9 protein-coding genes and 1 pseudogene are annotated in these 17,950 nt (G+C 59.8%); 8 read left to right on the forward strand and 2 right to left on the reverse strand.

Annotation, left to right across the window (positions count from 1 at the left end):
- The first annotated feature begins 179 nt into the window (after positions 1-179).
- The 7 genes and pseudogenes from AB4O12_RS15415 (at position 180) to AB4O12_RS15445 (ending at position 15,735) form a co-directional block, all read left to right on the forward strand.
- Positions 180-4,661: a SpvB/TcaC N-terminal domain-containing protein gene (locus AB4O12_RS15415; RefSeq protein ID WP_460058996.1), complete on the forward strand. Its 4,482-nt coding sequence runs from the start codon at positions 180-182 to the stop codon at positions 4,659-4,661.
- Positions 4,658-7,384, forward strand: coding sequence for an RHS repeat domain-containing protein (locus AB4O12_RS15420; RefSeq protein ID WP_460058998.1), 2,727 nt, complete (start codon positions 4,658-4,660; stop codon positions 7,382-7,384). The genes AB4O12_RS15415 and AB4O12_RS15420 overlap by 4 nt, the downstream gene beginning before the upstream one ends.
- Positions 7,385-7,438: 54 nt before the next feature.
- On the forward strand, positions 7,439-10,099 hold the full coding sequence (locus AB4O12_RS15425; protein WP_460059000.1) for an RHS repeat domain-containing protein: 2,661 nt from the start codon (positions 7,439-7,441) through the stop codon (positions 10,097-10,099).
- Positions 10,100-10,183: 84 nt separating this feature from the next.
- Positions 10,184-11,944 carry an ATP-binding protein gene (locus AB4O12_RS15430; RefSeq protein ID WP_460059002.1) on the forward strand — a complete coding sequence of 587 codons (1,761 nt, stop codon included), beginning with the start codon at positions 10,184-10,186 and terminating at the stop codon, positions 11,942-11,944.
- A complete protein-coding gene (locus AB4O12_RS15435) occupies positions 11,944-13,272 on the forward strand; it encodes a sigma-54-dependent transcriptional regulator (protein ID WP_252868184.1) in 1,329 nt (442 codons plus the stop codon). Before AB4O12_RS15430 ends, AB4O12_RS15435 begins: the two co-directional genes overlap by 1 nt.
- A 380-nt stretch (positions 13,273-13,652) precedes the next feature.
- A pseudogene (locus AB4O12_RS15440) lies at positions 13,653-14,970 on the forward strand (MFS transporter).
- 135 nt (positions 14,971-15,105) lie between these two features.
- Positions 15,106-15,735: a flavin reductase family protein gene (locus AB4O12_RS15445; protein ID WP_041479830.1), complete on the forward strand. Its 630-nt coding sequence runs from the start codon at positions 15,106-15,108 to the stop codon at positions 15,733-15,735.
- Here the strand turns inward: AB4O12_RS15445 and AB4O12_RS15450 are convergent, their stop codons facing one another.
- Positions 15,736-15,978: a hypothetical protein gene (locus AB4O12_RS15450; RefSeq protein ID WP_041479831.1), complete on the reverse strand. Its 243-nt coding sequence runs from the start codon at positions 15,976-15,978 to the stop codon at positions 15,736-15,738. It abuts the gene before it with no gap.
- Between the two features lie 43 nt (positions 15,979-16,021).
- Positions 16,022-16,375: a putative quinol monooxygenase gene (locus AB4O12_RS15455; protein WP_150637421.1), complete on the reverse strand. Its 354-nt coding sequence runs from the start codon at positions 16,373-16,375 to the stop codon at positions 16,022-16,024.
- A 396-nt stretch (positions 16,376-16,771) separates the two neighbouring features.
- Here AB4O12_RS15455 and AB4O12_RS15460 point away from each other — a divergent pair, with 396 nt between their 5' ends.
- Positions 16,772-17,701: an AraC family transcriptional regulator gene (locus tag AB4O12_RS15460; RefSeq protein ID WP_016773445.1), complete on the forward strand. Its 930-nt coding sequence runs from the start codon at positions 16,772-16,774 to the stop codon at positions 17,699-17,701.
- Positions 17,702-17,950 lie beyond the last annotated feature (249 nt).

Consider the following 17,950-nt stretch of genomic DNA (forward strand, 5'->3'; position numbering starts at 1 on the left):
GGCCGGCGCATCCGCAAAGATGCCCCGGCCGTTTTTGCTTGTTCAAACCAATCGCGATAACAGAATTTCCCATGCACAGAAAATGATCTTGCGCACCTGTCAGATCTGACAGGTCCATCTCTGGCCCACTCCTGTTAGCGTCTGTCCATACGCCCTATGTAGCGCGAACGGATTCGACCATGGCCGATCAAGACCTCAGCATCACAGCTCCTTCCATCGCCAAGAGCTCATCGATCGCCACCATCGGCAAAAGCTGGAGCGCCGTCGGGCCGACCGCCTCGGCTGGATGCGAATTGCCGATTCCGCTATCGAGCGGTCGTGGTTACGACCCGCAAATATCCCTGTCAATCAACAGCCAGAGCGGTAACGGTCCGTTTGGCCTTGGTTGCCACCTGGGCCTGAGCCAGATCAGCCGCCGCACCAACAAAGGTGTTCCACGTTATACCGAGCACGATGAAATCATCGGGCATGACGGCGAGGTGTGGATGCCGGAGCTCGATGATGCCGGAGACTTGAAGTCACGCACGGAACACAGCTACAGAGACCGCCCCATTCCCGAACACAACGTCGTGTCTTACCGGGCGCGGATCGAAAGTGATTTTTCCCTGCGCGAATGCTGGCATCCGGCTGACGGTGGAGCCCCGTTCTGGTTGGTACATGGTGCCGACGGTACGTTGCATGTCTACGGCAAAACCAGCGCCTCACGCCGTGCCGACCCCGACGACGAATCGCGCATCAGTAGCTGGCTGCTGTGTGAAAGCATGAACGCCCATGGCGAACACATCTGCTACGAGTACAAGCCCGACGATGAGCCTGACGAGCACGATCCGATTCACGACTACCGCGCCCAGCGCTATCTGCGACGGGTGTGTTATGGCAATGCCACGGCGAGCGATCGTCTCTATAGCTGGGACACCGACCGGCCGACGGATTTGCCTTGGCATTTTCAACTGGTGTTCGATTATGGCGAACGCAGCAGTTCGCTGACGGAGACCCCGAGCTACGAAGAAGTGAACCGCTGGCGGCTGCGACCGGATCCGTTTTCCACCTATGGCCAGGGTTTTGAACTGAGCACCCGCAGGCTGTGCCAGCAAGTGTTGATGTTTCATCACTTCCCCGAAGGGCTGGCGACAGAGGCGAAGCTTGTACGTCGCCTGCTGCTGGAATATCGACCTATCCAGAACTCTGCGCCGTGGGCCTACAGCCAGATCAGCGCGGCGCACTATCAGGCCTTCGATGCGCAAGGCAATGTCGAGCATTCACCGCCGCTAGAGTTCGAATACTCGCCCTTCGAGATCAACAAGACAGCTGCACGCCTGTTGGAAAACGAGACTCAACCGGGCATCGAAGACGGCGGGTTCTACCAATGCGTCGATCTGTATGGCGAGGGCGTACCGGGTTTTCTCTGCCGCTATGACAACGCCTGGTACTACCGCGAGCCGCTGCGCGCGGCGCCTGGCACCGAACTGATCGGTTACGGCCCATGGGCTCTGCTGGACAAGATCCCGGTGGCAGATCGTAACCGCGCCGTGGCGCAACTGCTGGATCTGACCGGCGATGGGCGCCTGGACCTGATCATCGCCCGGTTGGGTTACTGCGGGTTCCATGCGCTGAATGCGCAGCGCCAATTCGAACTGTTCAGCGCGTTCGACACGTTTCCCCGGGAACACCAGGATCTGACTTTGACCATGGGGGATTTCAGCGGCGACGGCCTGATGTCAGCGGCCAGCATCAGCCCCGACCGCGTGCGGCTCTATGCCAGCCTGCGCGAAAAAGGCTTCGCCGCCGCACAGGAAATCCCCCATGCATACGAAGACGACCGTCTGCCGGTATTCAGCAACTCGCGAACCGAACTGGTGCTTCTGGGCAATCTGCTCGGCAGCGACATGCCCGAGCTGTGTCGCATCCGCCATGACGAAGTCCGCTGTTGGCCGAATCTTGGTCATGGCAAATTCGGTCAAGGTCGCAAGATCAGTGCCCTGCCCTTCACCTACGACGAATTCGACGCCGCACGAGTGCGTCTGGCCGACCTCGATGGCTCCGGCGCACCCGCGCTGATCTATCTGCGATCCGAAGGGTTCGACATCTACCTGAACCGGGGCGGCAACGGTCTGGAGCAGATTCCCGTCAGCGTGCCGTGGCCCGAAGAGGTGCGCTATGACCGTCTGTGCCAGGTCAGTTTCGCCGACCTGCAAGGCCTCGGTTGCGCCAGCCTGATTCTGACGGTGCCGCATATCCAGCCTCGGCATTGGCGCTACGATTTTGTTGCAGCCAAGCCCTATCTGCTGGTCAACAGCAACAACAACATGGGTTACTCGAGCAGCGTGACTTATCGCAGTTCGGCTCAGGAATGGCTGGATGAAAAGGAGCGACTGCTGGCACTTGCGCGTGCACCGGTATGTCATCTGCCGTTTCCGCTGCCCGTGGTGAAGAAACAGGAGCAACACGACGAGATCACCGACAACCGGTTGACCCAGTCATTCACCTGGCGCGAAGGGTTCTACGACGGCAGGGAACGGGAGTTTCGCGGGTTCGGCTATTTGCAGCAACTTGACTGCGAGATTGGAGCCGATCCTTCAGAGCCTGGCTTCAACGAGCCGGTGCAAACATGCACCTGGTTTCACAACGGGCAGGAAATGAATCGTTCCCGCGAGGATTATTTCAACGCGGACGTGGACGCCTGCCCGTTGGGCGAAACCCTGTTCAGTCGTTATCACCCCAAAGGTGAAATCGATGAGCCTGTCACCCCGGAAGATGCCGACAGTCGCTACCGGATTGCGCAGGCACTGGTCGGCTCGGTCGCCCGAACGGAGACCCTTGCCTACCAGGAAGATTCGCAGGTACCTGGCGCTGCCAAGCTGTACTCGGTAGAGGAAAAGCGTTATCTGGTGCGCGAGGTGCGGCCCCAGGGGCCATATGCCGCAGCCGTTCTGCTGCCCCTTCAGGTTGAAGCAATCAGTTATCAGTACGACGGCTTTATCAATGACCCGCTGTGCCGCCACGATGTCAGCCTGCGCTGGGACGCTTATGGCGCCGCGACCCATGCACTGACGGTGAGCTATGCGCGCAGGTTGACCGCCCAGAGCCCGCCACCCTTCACCGAGGACCACCTGAATCAATGGTGGTCCGACGCTCACGACGAGGCGCAGCAATACTTTTACATCAGTGAAACCCGTGCGCGTCTGATCAATCTGCCAGAGCCGCAGCAATGGCGACTGGGCTTGCCCTATCAGGAACGGGGCGACGCGCTGAAATTGACCAAAGGTACGCTACCCGGCGAGCTGAACCCGGCACAGATATCTTTCGAATCGTTGAGAAAGCTGCAGGATTCGCAAGAATGGGCCATCGAACGGGTACTGACTTCCCAATCCATACAGCACTATGTGGACGTAGAGGGTATTGAACTGGAAGACGGCGTCGCCGGATTCGAAGCCCTGTCGCATTCTCTGGAGCTTGCCCTGCTGGACAAGACCGCGCTGGAGGCTTACAGCATTGTGCCGGATCTGAACATTCGCGAGGCCCTCAAGGCAATTGGTTACTCGCCCATGCCGATGCTGTTCGAAGCGACGCCGAGTGAGGAACAAGATCTTTGGTCGTCGCGGTTCAATCTGGCTCGGTACGGCGACTTGCAAGCGTTCTATAAAGTGCTCGATTTCAACGAAACGCCAAGCCATGGCGTGACCAAAGCCGAATACGATCAACACTGGCTGACGGTCATGCGCATGGAGTTGCCCGACGGTTGTGCCGTGCAGGTCGCGGAATTCGATTACCACGCCCTGAAACCCAAGCGAATCACCGACGCCAACGACAACACTGAAGAAGTCATCCATGAGCCTTCCGGTCAGCCGCTGGTCATCAGCTTTCACGGTACCGAGAATGGCCAACCTGCCGGATTCGACAAGCTGACCGATGACTGGACCTTGCCGGCCCCCAGTCCGGAACAGGCCATCCAGTATCCGGAGGACACTGTAAAAAACGCAGCCAGCACCCTGCACAAAAACCTGTTCAGCTGGATGGGCCTGATACCCGCCTCCACACTTCAAACCCTGTCAATCAAGCAGGGCGATCTGTTGCCCGGCGGGCAGATCCGCGCCAGCGCACGTCGCCGGCTCGCGCAAAGCCTCAATCTGACGCCTGAAGACCAGCAATTGCTCGAGGCCATTGAACTGGCGTACCGAGAGCCGGTACACACCGTGGTGCTCAGTGCCGACCGCTATCCCTACGACACCGTCAAGGCACAGATCCAGATCGTCAAAACCTGCATCGATGGCTTTGGTCGGGTACTGCAAACCCAGCAGAAGGTCGACCCCGGGCTGGCTTATGTGGTGGGTGAGGATGGTCAATTGCTGATCGAAGAAGGTGAGCAACCGACGCAGACACGCTGGCGTATCAGTGAACGCGTCGAATACAACAACAAAGGTCTGCCGCAGCGCCAATACCGGCCGTTTTTCGCTAACACGCACCGCTACGTCAATGATCAATCGCTGCGCCAACTCGGGCTCTTCGATCAGCTGTTCTATGACGCAACGGCACGTCCGATCAAGCTGATCAACGCCAAGGGCGACTTTTCCCGCGAGACGTATCATCCCTGGTATCACACCAGCGAAGACTTCAACGACACCGCTGAAGAGGTGGTGTCTACGCGTGGGTCAGGCGCATGAGCGCCTCCACACATTGGCGCACGCCTTCGCTGACCGTCAGCGACGGACGTGGCCTGCCAGTCCGTCAGGTCGCTTATTTGCGTACCGTGGCGGGCGACACGCCTAGCGCACTCGTGACCCGCCAGCACCACGATGTCGCCGGGCGCCTGGTCGCGCAACAGGATCCGCGCCTGCCGATCGCGAACACAACTACCGTGTTTTCGCTGAACGATATCGCCGTGTTTACCAGCAGCCGGGATAGCGGCTGGCGCCTGCTGCTGCCGGGCAGGGCCGGGGAGCCCGGACACCGTTGGGACGCGCGCGGCCATGTCTGGCAATCGACCTTTGACGGGCAATTGCGCGTGGTGCAGCTCGAAGTTTCGGGAAACGGCGAAAATCAGCTCGATACCTTCACTTACGCCCCCGGCTCTGCCGGAGCAGACTCCAACCTGCGCGGCCGGTTGATCCAGCAGACAGATCCGTCAGGCTCGCTGGATATCACCAGCTATGCCCTCACCGGACAGGCACTGGTGGAAAAGCGCACATTTGATGATCACCAAGCGTTCACCAGCCATCAGGTGTTCAGTCCGCTTGGCGCCGTGCTTGAACAGACCGACGCCGGCGGCCATCGCAGAACCTCGCGCTTTGGGCTTGCCGGGCAACTCAGGCAAATGCACTTGCAAGTGAAGGCGAACATCACGCAAGTCCTGGAGGATGCGCACTACAACGCCAATGGCCAGCTCATCGAGCAACAGGACGGCAACGGTGTGCTCAGCGAATGGACCTACGATCCAGCCGACGGACGCTTGCGCACGCGGATCAGTCATAAGCCCGGTCAACCCGCATTGCAGGATCTGCAATATTTCTACGATCGCGTCGGCAATATCATCCGCATCGAAGACCACGCCTTCGAGCCCGTCTGGTTCGCCAATCAACGGGTCGACGGCCACCGTGAGTTCAGCTACGACTCCCTGTATCGCCTGATCCGCGCGACCGGTCATGACGACGCCCTGCCCCCGGACATTCCCGGCCTGCCGCGACCGCCCGACGAGCGAAACCGCCTCAATTACACCCAGACGTATAGCTACGACGATGGCGGCAATCTGACCGAGTTGCGTCATCAGCGCGACGGCAACAGTCGTACCCGCACGATGCGCATCGACGACAAAAGCAATCGCGGGGTGCGTTGGCAAACAGGTGACGAGCCGCCGGACTTCGACATCTGGTTCGACCCGCACGGCAATCAACGCAAGCTGCACCACGGTCCGTCATTGCACTGGAACAGCCGTGACGAACTGGAGCGCGTGGATCTGGTTATCCGTCAGGACAGCGATAACGATGCCGAGTATTACCAGTACAGCGCGGGCCAGCGGGTCCTCAAATGTCATGAATGGTTCACCGACAAGGTCCGCCACTTCCACCAGGTGCGTTACCTGCCAGGGCTGGAAATCCGCAGCAAGGACAACGGCGAAGTGCTGCACATCATCAGCCTCGGTAACGCGCGCTGCCTGCATTGGGCGCAACGTTCAGCACCGATGGACGACCAGATGCGTTACACCCTCGAAGACCACCTCGGCTCTTGCGTGATGGAGCTCAATGAAGACGCTGTGGTCACCAGCGCAGAAGGCTATTACCCGTTCGGCGAAACCGCATGGATGGCGCCGGAATCGGAAATCGAATACCGCTTTATCCGTTATTCCGGCAAGGAAATGGACGTCAGCGGTTTGTACTACTACGGCGCCCGTTATTACGCGCCGTGGTTGCAGCGTTGGGTCAGTGCTGATCCGGCGGGGGATGTGGATGGGTTGAACCTGTATGGTTTTGTCGGTAACAACCCGATTCTGTTCATCGATAACGACGGTAACAAAAAAGACTTGCCGTCTGACGTCAGGCAGGACATCGCGACCTACGCAAAAGTCCTGGATAACCTGGGCAATGAGCTGCAAACGTACAATCGGCAATTGAACGGACTGTTCAGCGCTACGGACATTTCCAAACGCATGGCCATAAACACCGGCTTCAACATTGGCAAGGGAGTTGCCACCACGACAGCAGGGAAAGGCGGCGAAGCACTTGGGACGCTGATATTGCCCGGAGTCGGGACATTTATCGGAGGGATCGTCGCCTCAAAAATCTCCGGCGTGGCAATGGACAAACTCGGCGAAATTACAACTGTTTCCACTCCCGTCCTGCCCGATGCCAAAAAACTGAACCCCGAGAGCATTCACAGCAATGCCACAACAAGCATTTTAACCCCTCTGAGATACGCAAAAAAAATAGCCAGATCTTATGATCCTCGGACTTCCGAGGGAGCAAATAAGCTGATCGGAACAGTAGCCGAGAAAACGCTCAGCAAGTTTGCGCAGGTACCCGCTGCGAGTGACATGATGGCCATTGCTTACGCGGGGAAGGACACAGCCACAGCGCTGGCCGGTTTAAGGGATATCGAAATTGATGACCTCGAGACAGCGTTGGGTTTGATTATCGACATGCTTGAACAGGACCAAAGCGACATCAATGCGGCTTTCAGTGAAATCGGAGTCAACGAGTTTTATGACCAAGGCCTGGTGGGCTCATTCGGTTTTGCGCTGGATCTTGCAAAAGGTAGCGTCGGAACCCAGAGCTCCAGCTCAATCAGCCGGGATCGGATCAAGAAAGAAATTTCCGTGCGCATGGCTGAAGCAAGGCGCGGTATTGAGTTGATTGGCAGGTATCGCCAATACAGCGGTCAAAAGACGGCGTAAACAAGTTCGCCTACCTTCAGGCAGTTTTGCCGTGGTTCTGCGCCTGGATAAATCATGAGCACCTGGCCCTTGAATAGATCAACGCATATCCATACGCCAAGCGTGCAGGTCAAGGATCCTCGGGCTTTGGTTGTCAGGCATATTGCCTATCTGTGTGCAACGACGCATGGAGAAATCAAGCCCCTGATCACCTGCCAGACTCACAACCCTGCCGGGCGCCTGCTAGAAAAACGGGATCCGCGCTTATCTGCACCCAACCTCACTACTCACTACTCGCTCAACGGCACCGTGTTGAAAATCGACAGCGTCGATGCCGGCTGGCGTTTGGTACTGCCGGGACTGGCCGGTGAGCCTCGGCAACGTTGGGACGAGCGCGGCCATGTCTGGCGATCGACCTTTGACGACCAGCTGCGTGTCGTCAGACTCCAGGTCACCAGAAAGGATGAGGAGGAAGAGGAAGAGGTCGAAACCTTCCTCTACGCCGGTGGCGCCGACACCACCAACCACAACCTGCGCGGACGGTTGATCAAGCAAACCGATGCGTCTGGTGTTCTGGCGATATCCAGCTATTCCCTCGCCGGCCAGCCGATGCAGGAAACCCGAACTTTCCAGGACACACAGGCTTTCACCAGCCATCAGGTGTTCAGCCCGCTGGGCACGGTGCTGGAGCAAACCGATGCCGGCGGCCATCGCAGAGCATCGCGCTATGGTCTTGCCGGGCAACTCAGGCAAATGGAGCTGCAAGTCGAGACGAAAGCCACGCAGGTCTTGCTGGATGCGCAGTACAACGCCAACAATCAGATCATCTCGCAACTGGCCGGTAACGGTGTCCTGAGTCAGTGGACGTATGACCCGGCCGATGGACGCCTGCATACGCGCACCAGTCAGAAAACCGCTCACCCCAGATTGCAGGATCTGCAATATTTCTACGATCGCGTCGGCAATATCATCCGCATCGAAGACCACGCCTTCGAGCCAACCTGGTTCGCCAATCAACGGGTCGACGGCCACCGTGAATTCGACTACGACTCCCTGTATCGCCTGATTCGTGCGACCGGTCATGACGACGCCCTGCCCCCGGACATTCCCGGCCTGCCGCGACCGCCCGACGAGCGAAACCGCCTCAATTACACCCAGACGTATAGCTACGACGATGGCGGCAATCTGACCGAGTTGCGTCATCAGCGCGACGGCAACAGTCGTACCCGCACCATGCGCATCGACGACAAAAGCAATCGCGGGGTGCGTTGGCAAACAGGTGACGAGCCGCCGGACTTCGACATCTGGTTCGACCCGCACGGCAATCAACGCAAGCTGCACCACGGTCCGTCATTGCACTGGAACAGCCGTGATGAACTGGAGCGCGTGGATCTGGTTATCCGTCAGGACAGCGATAACGATGCCGAGTATTACCAATACAGCGCGGGCCAGCGGGTCCTCAAATGTCATGAATGGTTCACCGACAAGGTCCGCCACTTCCACCAGGTGCGCTACCTGCCGGGGCTGGAAATTCGCAGCAAGGACAACGGCGAGGAGCTGCACATCATCAGCCTCGGTAACGCGCGCTGCCTGCATTGGGCGCAACGTTCAGCGCCGATAGACGACCAGATGCGTTACACCCTCGAAGACCACCTCGGCTCTTGCGTGATGGAGCTCAATGAAGGCGCCGTGGTCACCAGCGCAGAAGGCTATTACCCGTTCGGCGAAACCGCATGGATGGCGCCGGAATCGGAAATCGAATACCGCTTTATCCGTTATTCCGGCAAGGAAATGGATGTCAGCGGTTTGTACTACTACGGCGCCCGTTATTACGCGCCGTGGTTGCAGCGCTGGGTCAGTGCGGATCCGGCGGGGGATGTGGACGGTTTGAATCTGTATGGTTTTGTCGGTAACAACCCGATCGTCCATGTCGACCAGACCGGTGCCTTCAAAGTGGTGTTTGACCTGATCAGAAAAGCGGTGGGTATCTTTGATCAAGCGCAAACTGCGGCGGAGCAATTGCACAACCTGACTACCGAGTTCGATGGCCTGATTCCTGAAGGCCAGAACATCGAGGAGGTGCGCAAAAGCATGACGTTCGGCAAATTCATCACCTCCCGGGCCGGCATCAAATCGGTCTTTTACGGTATCGGCAAAGGCATCGCCATCGGCAGTGTCATCGGCACCGTGGTACCCGGAATCGGCAACGCCATCGGTTCCGGCGCAGGGGCAATCGCGGGGGCAATAGTGTTTCCGGTATTGCGTTACCACTTTTTCAAGAAGGGTTTGAAAGCAGCGCAGACACTGCACACCCAAGAGCTCAAGGACGGGCTGAAAACGCTGGGCGACGGCGCTGCAAAAGCCGTAGACGGCGCGAGGGCTCTTCTCGATGGAGGTGCTGCGCTTATCGACAGCATCAAGACTTTCACGGATAACCTCAACAGCTACTCCGAGCACATCCAGAAGATGTTCTACGCCCAACTGGACGCACTGGATGCAGAAAAACAGCGTCAGGTCATGAAGCTGTCCAGGAATGGTGTAGACCCGTTCGAAGCCATCGACAAGGTCATGCAAACCGCCCAGGCGACTATCGAAGCGCCAAGCGAGGCGCAAGGCGTGACTGAACGCCTGCAGCAACTGGAGCGCTCGCTCGCTGCCGAACCTAAGGCAAGACCGGTGCCGAAGCCGAGGTTGAATCTTGTGCATCGACGTCAGGTACAGGAGACAGCTGTCTAGCAGACACGGCCGGCGCGAACAGTGCGCCCGGCCACCTCGGCCCATGCTATCGTGCCCGCCCGTCCTGCCGACCTTTCATCCAGCATGCTGCCGACTTCCCGTACCCTGCGTCTGTCGTTGTATTCCCTGCTGATCATCGCCGGCACGGTCATTGCCGCGACGCTCGCGATGCGCCACGCGGAACGTCAGGCGCTGGAAGAAGACGCCGCCCGCGCCAATCAGCAACTGGGGTTGTACGCCAACTCCTTGCACACCCTGATCGACCGCTATCGCGCCCTGCCCGCCGTGCTGGCGCTGGATCCGCAATTGCGTTCGGCCCTGGCCGGCCCGGTCGATGCTGCGCAGCAAGCGGCATTGAATGTGAAGCTGGAAAAGATCAACGGCGCCGCGCAATCCTCGACCCTTGAACTGCTCGATCGCACCGGCCTGGCCGTGGCCGCCAGCAACTGGCGCTTGCCCAGCAGTTACGTTGGCCACAATTACGGCTTCCGCCCCTATTTCAGCCAGACCCGCACCCAAGGCACCGGGCGTTTTTACGCGGTAGGCGTGACCAGCGGCATTCCCGGGTATTTCCTTTCCAGCGCCGTACTTGGCGACAGCGACGAGTTTCTCGGCGCGATGGTGGTCAAGCTGGAGTTTCCCGAACTGGAGCGCGAATGGAGCCAAGGCAGCGACACGCTGCTGGTCAGCGATGCACGCGGGATCATCTTTATCGCCAATCAGCCGGGCTGGCGTTATCGCGCCTTGCGGCCGTTGAGCGCTGATGATCTGGCCGAGATCAAAACCACCCGCCAGTACGACAAGCAATCGCTGCTGCCGCTGACCCATTTGCCGCTGCGGCGCTTCGATGACAACAGCGATCTGCGCCGGGTCGAAGGTCCACAAGGCACGGCGGACTATCTGTGGGAATCACTGCCGCTGACGACCGAGGGCTGGACCCTGCACCTGCTGCGTCGTCCGCAAGTGGCCTTCGAGGATTTGCGCAACGCCGCGCTGGCCGCCGCTGGCGTGTGGCTGGCGCTGGTGTTCCTGTTGCTGTTCCTCAATCAGCGCTGGCGGCTGGCCAAGGTCCGTCAGCGCAATCGTGAAGAGCTTGAGCGCTTGGTCGAGGAGCGCACCCGCGACTTGCGCACCGCGCAGGAAGGTCTGGTGCAGTCGGCCAAACTCGCCGCGCTGGGGCAGATGTCTGCGGCGCTGGCTCACGAAATCAATCAACCGCTGACCGCCCAGCGCATGCAACTGGCAACTCTGCGCCTGCTGCTCGAACATGGCCGCGTCGATGACGCCTACAAGGCGCTGAAACCGGTGGACGACATGCTCACCCGCATGGCCGCCCTCACCGGCCACCTCAAGACCTTCGCCCGCAAAAGCCCGAGCGGCTTGCGCGAACGTCTGGATCTGGCGACGGTGGTCGATCAATCGCTGCAACTGCTCGATGCGCGACTGCGTGACGAACAGGTCAGTCTGGTCCTGCATCTGACCCGCCCGGCGTGGGTACGCGGTGATGCGATTCGTCTGGAACAGGTGTTGATCAATTTGCTGCGCAACGCGCTGGATGCGATGCAGGGTAAAGCCTGCAAGCGTCTGGAAATCCGTCTGGAGGCTGATGAACAATTGTGGCGGCTGAGCGTCAGCGACAACGGCGGCGGCATTGCCGAGGAACATGTCGGCCAGGTGTTCGATCCGTTCTTTACCACCAAACCGGTGGGTGACGGTCTGGGCCTGGGGCTGGCAGTATCCTTCGCCATCGTGCATGAATCCGGCGGACGCCTGAGCGTCGAGAATGGCGACCACGGCGCGGTGTTCAGCCTGACCCTGCCAATCGATCTGGAGGCACATATCTGATGCTCAATTCGGTGATGGTGGTCGACGATGAAAGCAGCATTCGCGACGCCGTTGAACAGTGGCTGAGCCTGTCGGGGTTTCAGGTGCAATTGTTCAGCCGTGCCGAAGAATGCCTCGCCGCGCTCCCGGAACATTTTGCCGGGGTGATCCTCAGCGACGTGCGCATGCCCGGCATGGACGGTTTGCAATTGCTCGCCGAAGTGCAAAAGCGCGACAGCGATCTGCCGGTGATTCTGCTCACCGGCCATGGCGACGTGCCGATGGCGGTCGAAGCCATGCGCGACGGCGCCTACGACTTTCTGGAAAAACCGTTCAGCCCGGAAACCCTGCTCGGCAGCCTGCGCCGGGCGCTGGACAAACGCCGCCTGGTCCTGGAAAACCGCGCCCTGCACGAACTGGCCGACAACCGCGCAAAGCTCGATGCAACATTGCTCGGCGTGTCCCGAGGTTTGCAGACATTGCGTCGGCAAGTGCTGGATCTGGCGACGTTGCCGGTCAATGTGCTGATCCGGGGCGAAACCGGCAGCGGCAAGGAACTGGTCGCACGTTGCCTGCATGATTTCGGCCCGCGCGCCGGCAAACCTTTCGTGGCGCTGAACTGCGCGGCGATCCCGGAGCAACTGTTCGAGGCCGAACTGTTCGGCCATGAAAGCGGCGCGTTTACCGGCGCCTCGGGCAAACGCATCGGCAAGCTGGAATATGCCGATGGCGGCACGCTGTTTCTCGATGAGATCGAAAGCATGCCGCTGGCCCAGCAGGTGAAATTGTTGCGGGTCTTGCAGGAGCAAAAGCTTGAGCGGCTGGGGTCGAACCAGAGCATTCGCGTTGATTTGCGTATCGTCGCGGCGACCAAACCGGACCTGCTCGACGAAGCCCGCGCCGGACGTTTTCGTGAGGACCTGGCTTATCGCCTCAACGTCGCCGAACTGCGCCTGCCGCCGCTGCGCGATCGCCGCGAAGACATTCCGTTGCTGTTTGAAACCTTCGCCCACAATGCGGCCCAACGGCTGGGCAGAACATTTCCGCCGCTGACAGGCGCGCAGTTGAGCCATCTGCTCAGCCATGACTGGCCGGGCAATGTGCGCGAACTGGCCAACGTCGCGGAACGTCAGGTATTGGGGCTGGATGAACCGGTCGCCGGAATCGATCCGGGGCAATCCCTGGCGGCGCAGCAGGAAGCCTTCGAAGCACAATGTCTGCGCGCGGCGTTGACCCGGCACAAGGGTGATGTGAAAGCCGTGCTCGAAGAACTGCAACTGCCGCGCCGCACGTTCAATGAAAAGATGCAGCGGCATGGGTTGAGTCGGGAGATGTTTCTGGCGGAGTGAGGCAGAGATTTGTGGTGTAGCTGAAATCCATCCCCCTCACCCCAGCCCCTCTCCCCGGGGGGGCGAGGGGGGAGGGAGCCGATCTCCATGCTTTCCCGAATCTGTATTCGACTCGATGTTGCAGGTCGATGTAACCCACCAGAACACCTCGGTCAGTCCCCTCTCCCTCTGGGGAGAGGGCTAGGGTGAGGGGCTTTTGATCTTCACGCGGTAAGCGGAAATCCGCTCACTCAGCCCAATCAGTCGGCACAAATCCGCTCACTCCTCCCCGCTACCCCCCTCTAAACCGGCCCCTCACCCCTTGGCACACCTCCTGCTATAGCCCTGGCAGGCTGCGTTCCGACGCGCTCCACAAAAACAATTAAACGAAGGATCCTTCAATGGATAACTCCAACGCCCTGCCCCTTGGGTCGGCTGCCGTGCCGGCCAAACCGAGAACCACCGCCAGCCGGATCAAATCGATCTTCAGCGGCTCTGTCGGCAACATGGTCGAGTGGTACGACTGGTATGTGTATGCCGCCTTCTCCCTGTACTTCGCGAAAACCTTTTTCCCCGCCGGTTCCACCACCGCGCAACTGATGAACACCGCTGCGATCTTCGCCGTGGGCTTCTTGATGCGTCCGATCGGTGGCTGGCTGATGGGCATGTACGCCGACAAGGTCGGGCGCAAGAAAGCGCTGATGGCCTCGGTGTACCTGATGTGCTTCGGCTCGCTGCTGATCGCCCTGAGCCCGAATTATGAAACCATCGGCATCGGCGCGCCGATCCTGCTGGTGTTCGCCCGCCTGCTGCAAGGCCTGTCGGTCGGCGGCGAGTACGGCACCTCGGCGACTTATCTGTCCGAGATGGCGACCAAAGAACGTCGCGGCTTCTTCTCCAGCTTCCAGTACGTGACCCTGATCTCCGGGCAGCTCATCGCCCTCGGCGTATTGATCGTGCTGCAAAACATGCTGACCACCGAACAGCTCTACGCGTGGGGCTGGCGTATCCCGTTCGCCATCGGTGCGCTGTGTGCGGTCGTGGCGCTGTACCTGCGTCGCGGCATGGAAGAAACCGAGTCGTTCACCAAAAGAGAAATCCAAGGAAAGCGCCATGCGCACCTTGATGCGCCACCCGAAAGAGCTGTTGACCGTGGTCGGCCTGACCATGGGCGGCACCCTGGCGTTCTACACCTACACCACCTACATGCAGAAATACCTGGTGAACACGGTCGGCATGAGCATCTCCGACTCGACCACCATTTCCGCCGCCACGCTGTTCCTGTTCATGTGCCTGCAACCGATCATCGGCGGCCTGTCGGACAAGATCGGTCGTCGCCCGATCCTGATCGCGTTCGGCGTGCTCGGTACGATTTTCACCGTGCCGATCCTGATGACCCTGCACACCATCCAGACCTGGTGGGGCGCGTTCTTCCTGATCATGGCGGCGTTGATCATCGTCAGCGGCTACACCTCGATCAACGCGGTGGTCAAAGCCGAATTGTTCCCGACCGAAATCCGCGCCCTGGGCGTCGGCCTGCCGTACGCACTGACCGTGTCGATCTTCGGCGGCACTGCCGAATACATCGCGCTGTGGTTCAAAAGCATCGGCATGGAAACCGGTTACTACTGGTACGTCACCGCGTGCATTGCCGTGTCGCTGCTGGTGTACATCACCATGAAAGACACCCAGAAGCACTCGCGGATCGTGACTGACTGATAGGGCTACTTCGCTGGCAGGCCACAAAATCTGTGTCCTGCCACGAACCCTACGGGGTCTCGCGTCCGGCTGGAAATATGCGCTGGGTCCTTGCACTATGGCTGCATCCGAATGCAGCTCAGGAATCCGCTCCCCATGCCCGATGACATCCACTTCTACGAACCCGCCAACGGCCACGGCCTGCCTCACGATCCGTTCAACGCCATCGTCGGCCCGCGCCCCATCGGCTGGATTTCCTCGCAGGATGCCGAAGGCCGACTCAATCTCGCGCCGTACAGTTTCTTCAACGCCTTCAACTACGTGCCGCCGATCATTGGTTTTTCCAGTGTCGGGCGCAAAGACAGTCTGAACAACATCGAGCAGACCGGTGAGTTCGTCTGGAACCTCGCCACCCGCCCGTTGGCCGAGCAGATGAACCAGAGCTGCGCGATGGTCGCGCCCGAGGTCAACGAGTTTGAACTGGCGGGGCTGACCACCGTGGCGTCAAAGGTGATTTCGGTCCCACGGGTCGCCGAGAGTCCAGTGTCCTTCGAGTGCAAGGTCACGCAGATCGTCCAGCTGCAACGCGCCGATGGCGAAACGGTGCCGAGTTGGCTGATCCTCGGCGAGGTGGTCGCGGTGCACATCGCCAAATGGCTGCTGAAGGATGGCATCTACGACACCGCCGCCGCACAACCGATTCTGCGCGGCGGCGGGCCGGCGGATTATTTCCAGCTGGGGCCTGAGGCGCTGTTCAAGATGTGGCGCCCGGGGGCGCAGAAGTAATTACCAGATCAGCTCGGCGTCATCAGTGACGCCCTTGAGCTTGTCCAGTTCGTTGATGGCTGCATCATCGGCAGCAATGGCGCCGGGGAACACCTGCTCATTGAGCAATTTGTGAAAGCGTGGGGCGCCGCCATCGACCAGGGCCTTGACCGCGATCGCCGCGTAATAACCCTTGTTGCCGCCCAGCTCGACGGGGACGACTGCGGAGACTGCTTCGAAGCGTTCAAACTCTTTACGTGCCATGTCGCGGATCCTGGCTCAATCAAATAAGCCGGACATTAAACCCTCAACCGGCGAGTTTGTGTATCGGCGCAGCGCATTGACCGAGGGCCTGCGCGGCGGAAACGTCCCTGAACGTGTGGAAGTCGAGACTGTTGACCACCAGGTCCTGGACCAGCTCGGCGAAGACTTCCATCGACGGACTGTTGAAATACGCCGTCATCACTTGCTGACTGCTCCAGTAGCCGCTGACCAGCCAGAGGTCGGCGTCGCACTGCGATTGTTGCAAGGAAAAACTCAGGCAGCCGGGCGCCGCGCGCGAGACTTCGATCAATGCGCTCAGGCGCACACCGAGTTCCGCCGAACGCCCGGCCTGGGCACGAACGAAGGCCATATGACTGACAGGCATTTGCTTGGACATGATCAACCCTCCATGAAATCGCGTGACAGCCGGGGGACGGGCTGCGACTGAAGCAAAGATTAAGGGCCGGGGCGGCTGCGCCGTTAGTCGATTCCTGCCTTCGCGTTGCACAATCCTGCGAGACTGCGCAGACGACCTGTAACAACCTGTAAACCCGCGCAACACGTCTGTCATACGCGTTTTGTGTAGGAGCTGCCGAAGGCTGCGATCTTTGGCTTTTGCCTCGAAGATCAACGGATCGCAGCCTTCGGCAGCTCCTACGGAATCGTATGGCGGGAGGCATGTGCGCACCTGCGGGCAGAATCAGGCAAGCATTTGGCAGAATGTGTCTACCGCCGCCGCTTGCACAAACATATGCTCTGCTGCATTCCCCCTCACTTGCCGAGGATGCCGTGCATGACGTCATTCGATCGTTTTCAAGCCGAACCCAGCGCCGACATGGAAAAGCAGCGCGCGGAGCTGGCCGCGATCATCCGCCGCAACACCAGCGACGATGGCAGCTACCAGACCGCCATCGGCTCACTGGTGATGTCGCGTCACACCCAGTCCCATGACTTTGCCCCGGTGCTCGCGCAGCCGGCGCTGTGCATCATGGCGCAGGGGCGCAAAGAGGTCCGCCTGGCCGACGAGTTCTTCAACTACGACCCGCTGAATTATCTGGTGGTGTCGGTTTCGATGCCGCTCAGCGGGCGCGTGGTCAATGTCTCGCCGGAAGAACCGATCCTCGCCGTGCGCCTCGACATCGATCCGACCGAAATCACCGCGCTGATCGCCGACGCCGGCCCGATGGGCGTACCGACGCGGCCGACCGGACGCGGTCTGTACGTGGAAAAAATCGACAGCGCCATGCTCGACGCAGTGCTGCGGCTGGCCCGGCTGCTCGACGCGCCGAAAGACATCGCCATGCTCGCGCCGCTGATTCGCCGGGAGATTCTCTATCGCCTGCTGCGCAGCCCACAGGGCCATCGTCTGTATGAGATTGCGATTGCCAACAGTCAGAGCCATCGCATCAGCCAGGCCATCAAATGGCTCAACGGCAATTTCGAGCAACCACTGCGCATCGATGATCTGGCGCGGGAAGTGAACCTCAGCGTGTCGACGTTGCATCATCGCTTCAAGGCGATGACTGCGATGAGTCCGTTGCAGTATCAAAAACAGTTGCGCCTGCAAGAGGCGCGTCGGCTGATGTTGACCGAAGGGCTGGAAGCGTCGGCGGCGGGGTATCGGGTGGGCTATGAAAGTCCGTCGCAGTTCAGCCGTGAGTACAGCCGACTGTTTGGTGCGCCACCGTTGCGGGACCTGGCGCGGTTGCGGCTGTCGGTGTAACTCCATAGAAGCCCCTCACCCTAGCCCTCTCCCAGAGGGAGAGGGAACCGATTGGGGGATATTGGAGAGGTTCAGCGACTTGCGATATCGGTGCTGAATCCGGAATCAGCCAAGCCAGGCCAACCCGGCGTTGGGTTGATGACCTTCAAATCCATAATCGACTCGGTTTTTCAGGTCGACGGAGAACGCAAGACACCTCGGTCAGCTCCCTCTCCCCAGAGGGAGAGGGAACCGATTGTGGGATATTGG

The organism is Pseudomonas sp. S2_A05, from assembly GCF_054668485.1.

What these genes read in the sequence shown, in the direction of transcription:
- AB4O12_RS15460 (WP_016773445.1), top strand. Translation starts at nt 16,772, where the DNA reads ATGACGTCATTCGATCGTTTTCAAGCCGAACCCAGCGCCGACATGGAA.
- AB4O12_RS15430 (WP_460059002.1), top strand. Translation starts at nt 10,184, where the DNA reads ATGCTGCCGACTTCCCGTACCCTGCGTCTGTCGTTGTATTCCCTGCTG.
- AB4O12_RS15455 (WP_150637421.1), bottom strand. Translation starts at nt 16,375, where the DNA reads ATGTCCAAGCAAATGCCTGTCAGTCATATGGCCTTCGTTCGTGCCCAG.
- AB4O12_RS15425 (WP_460059000.1), top strand. Translation starts at nt 7,439, where the DNA reads ATGAGCACCTGGCCCTTGAATAGATCAACGCATATCCATACGCCAAGC.
- AB4O12_RS15450 (WP_041479831.1), bottom strand. Translation starts at nt 15,978, where the DNA reads ATGGCACGTAAAGAGTTTGAACGCTTCGAAGCAGTCTCCGCAGTCGTC.
- AB4O12_RS15420 (WP_460058998.1), top strand. Translation starts at nt 4,658, where the DNA reads ATGAGCGCCTCCACACATTGGCGCACGCCTTCGCTGACCGTCAGCGAC.
- AB4O12_RS15435 (WP_252868184.1), top strand. Translation starts at nt 11,944, where the DNA reads ATGCTCAATTCGGTGATGGTGGTCGACGATGAAAGCAGCATTCGCGAC.
- AB4O12_RS15445 (WP_041479830.1), top strand. Translation starts at nt 15,106, where the DNA reads ATGCCCGATGACATCCACTTCTACGAACCCGCCAACGGCCACGGCCTG.
- AB4O12_RS15415 (WP_460058996.1), top strand. Translation starts at nt 180, where the DNA reads ATGGCCGATCAAGACCTCAGCATCACAGCTCCTTCCATCGCCAAGAGC.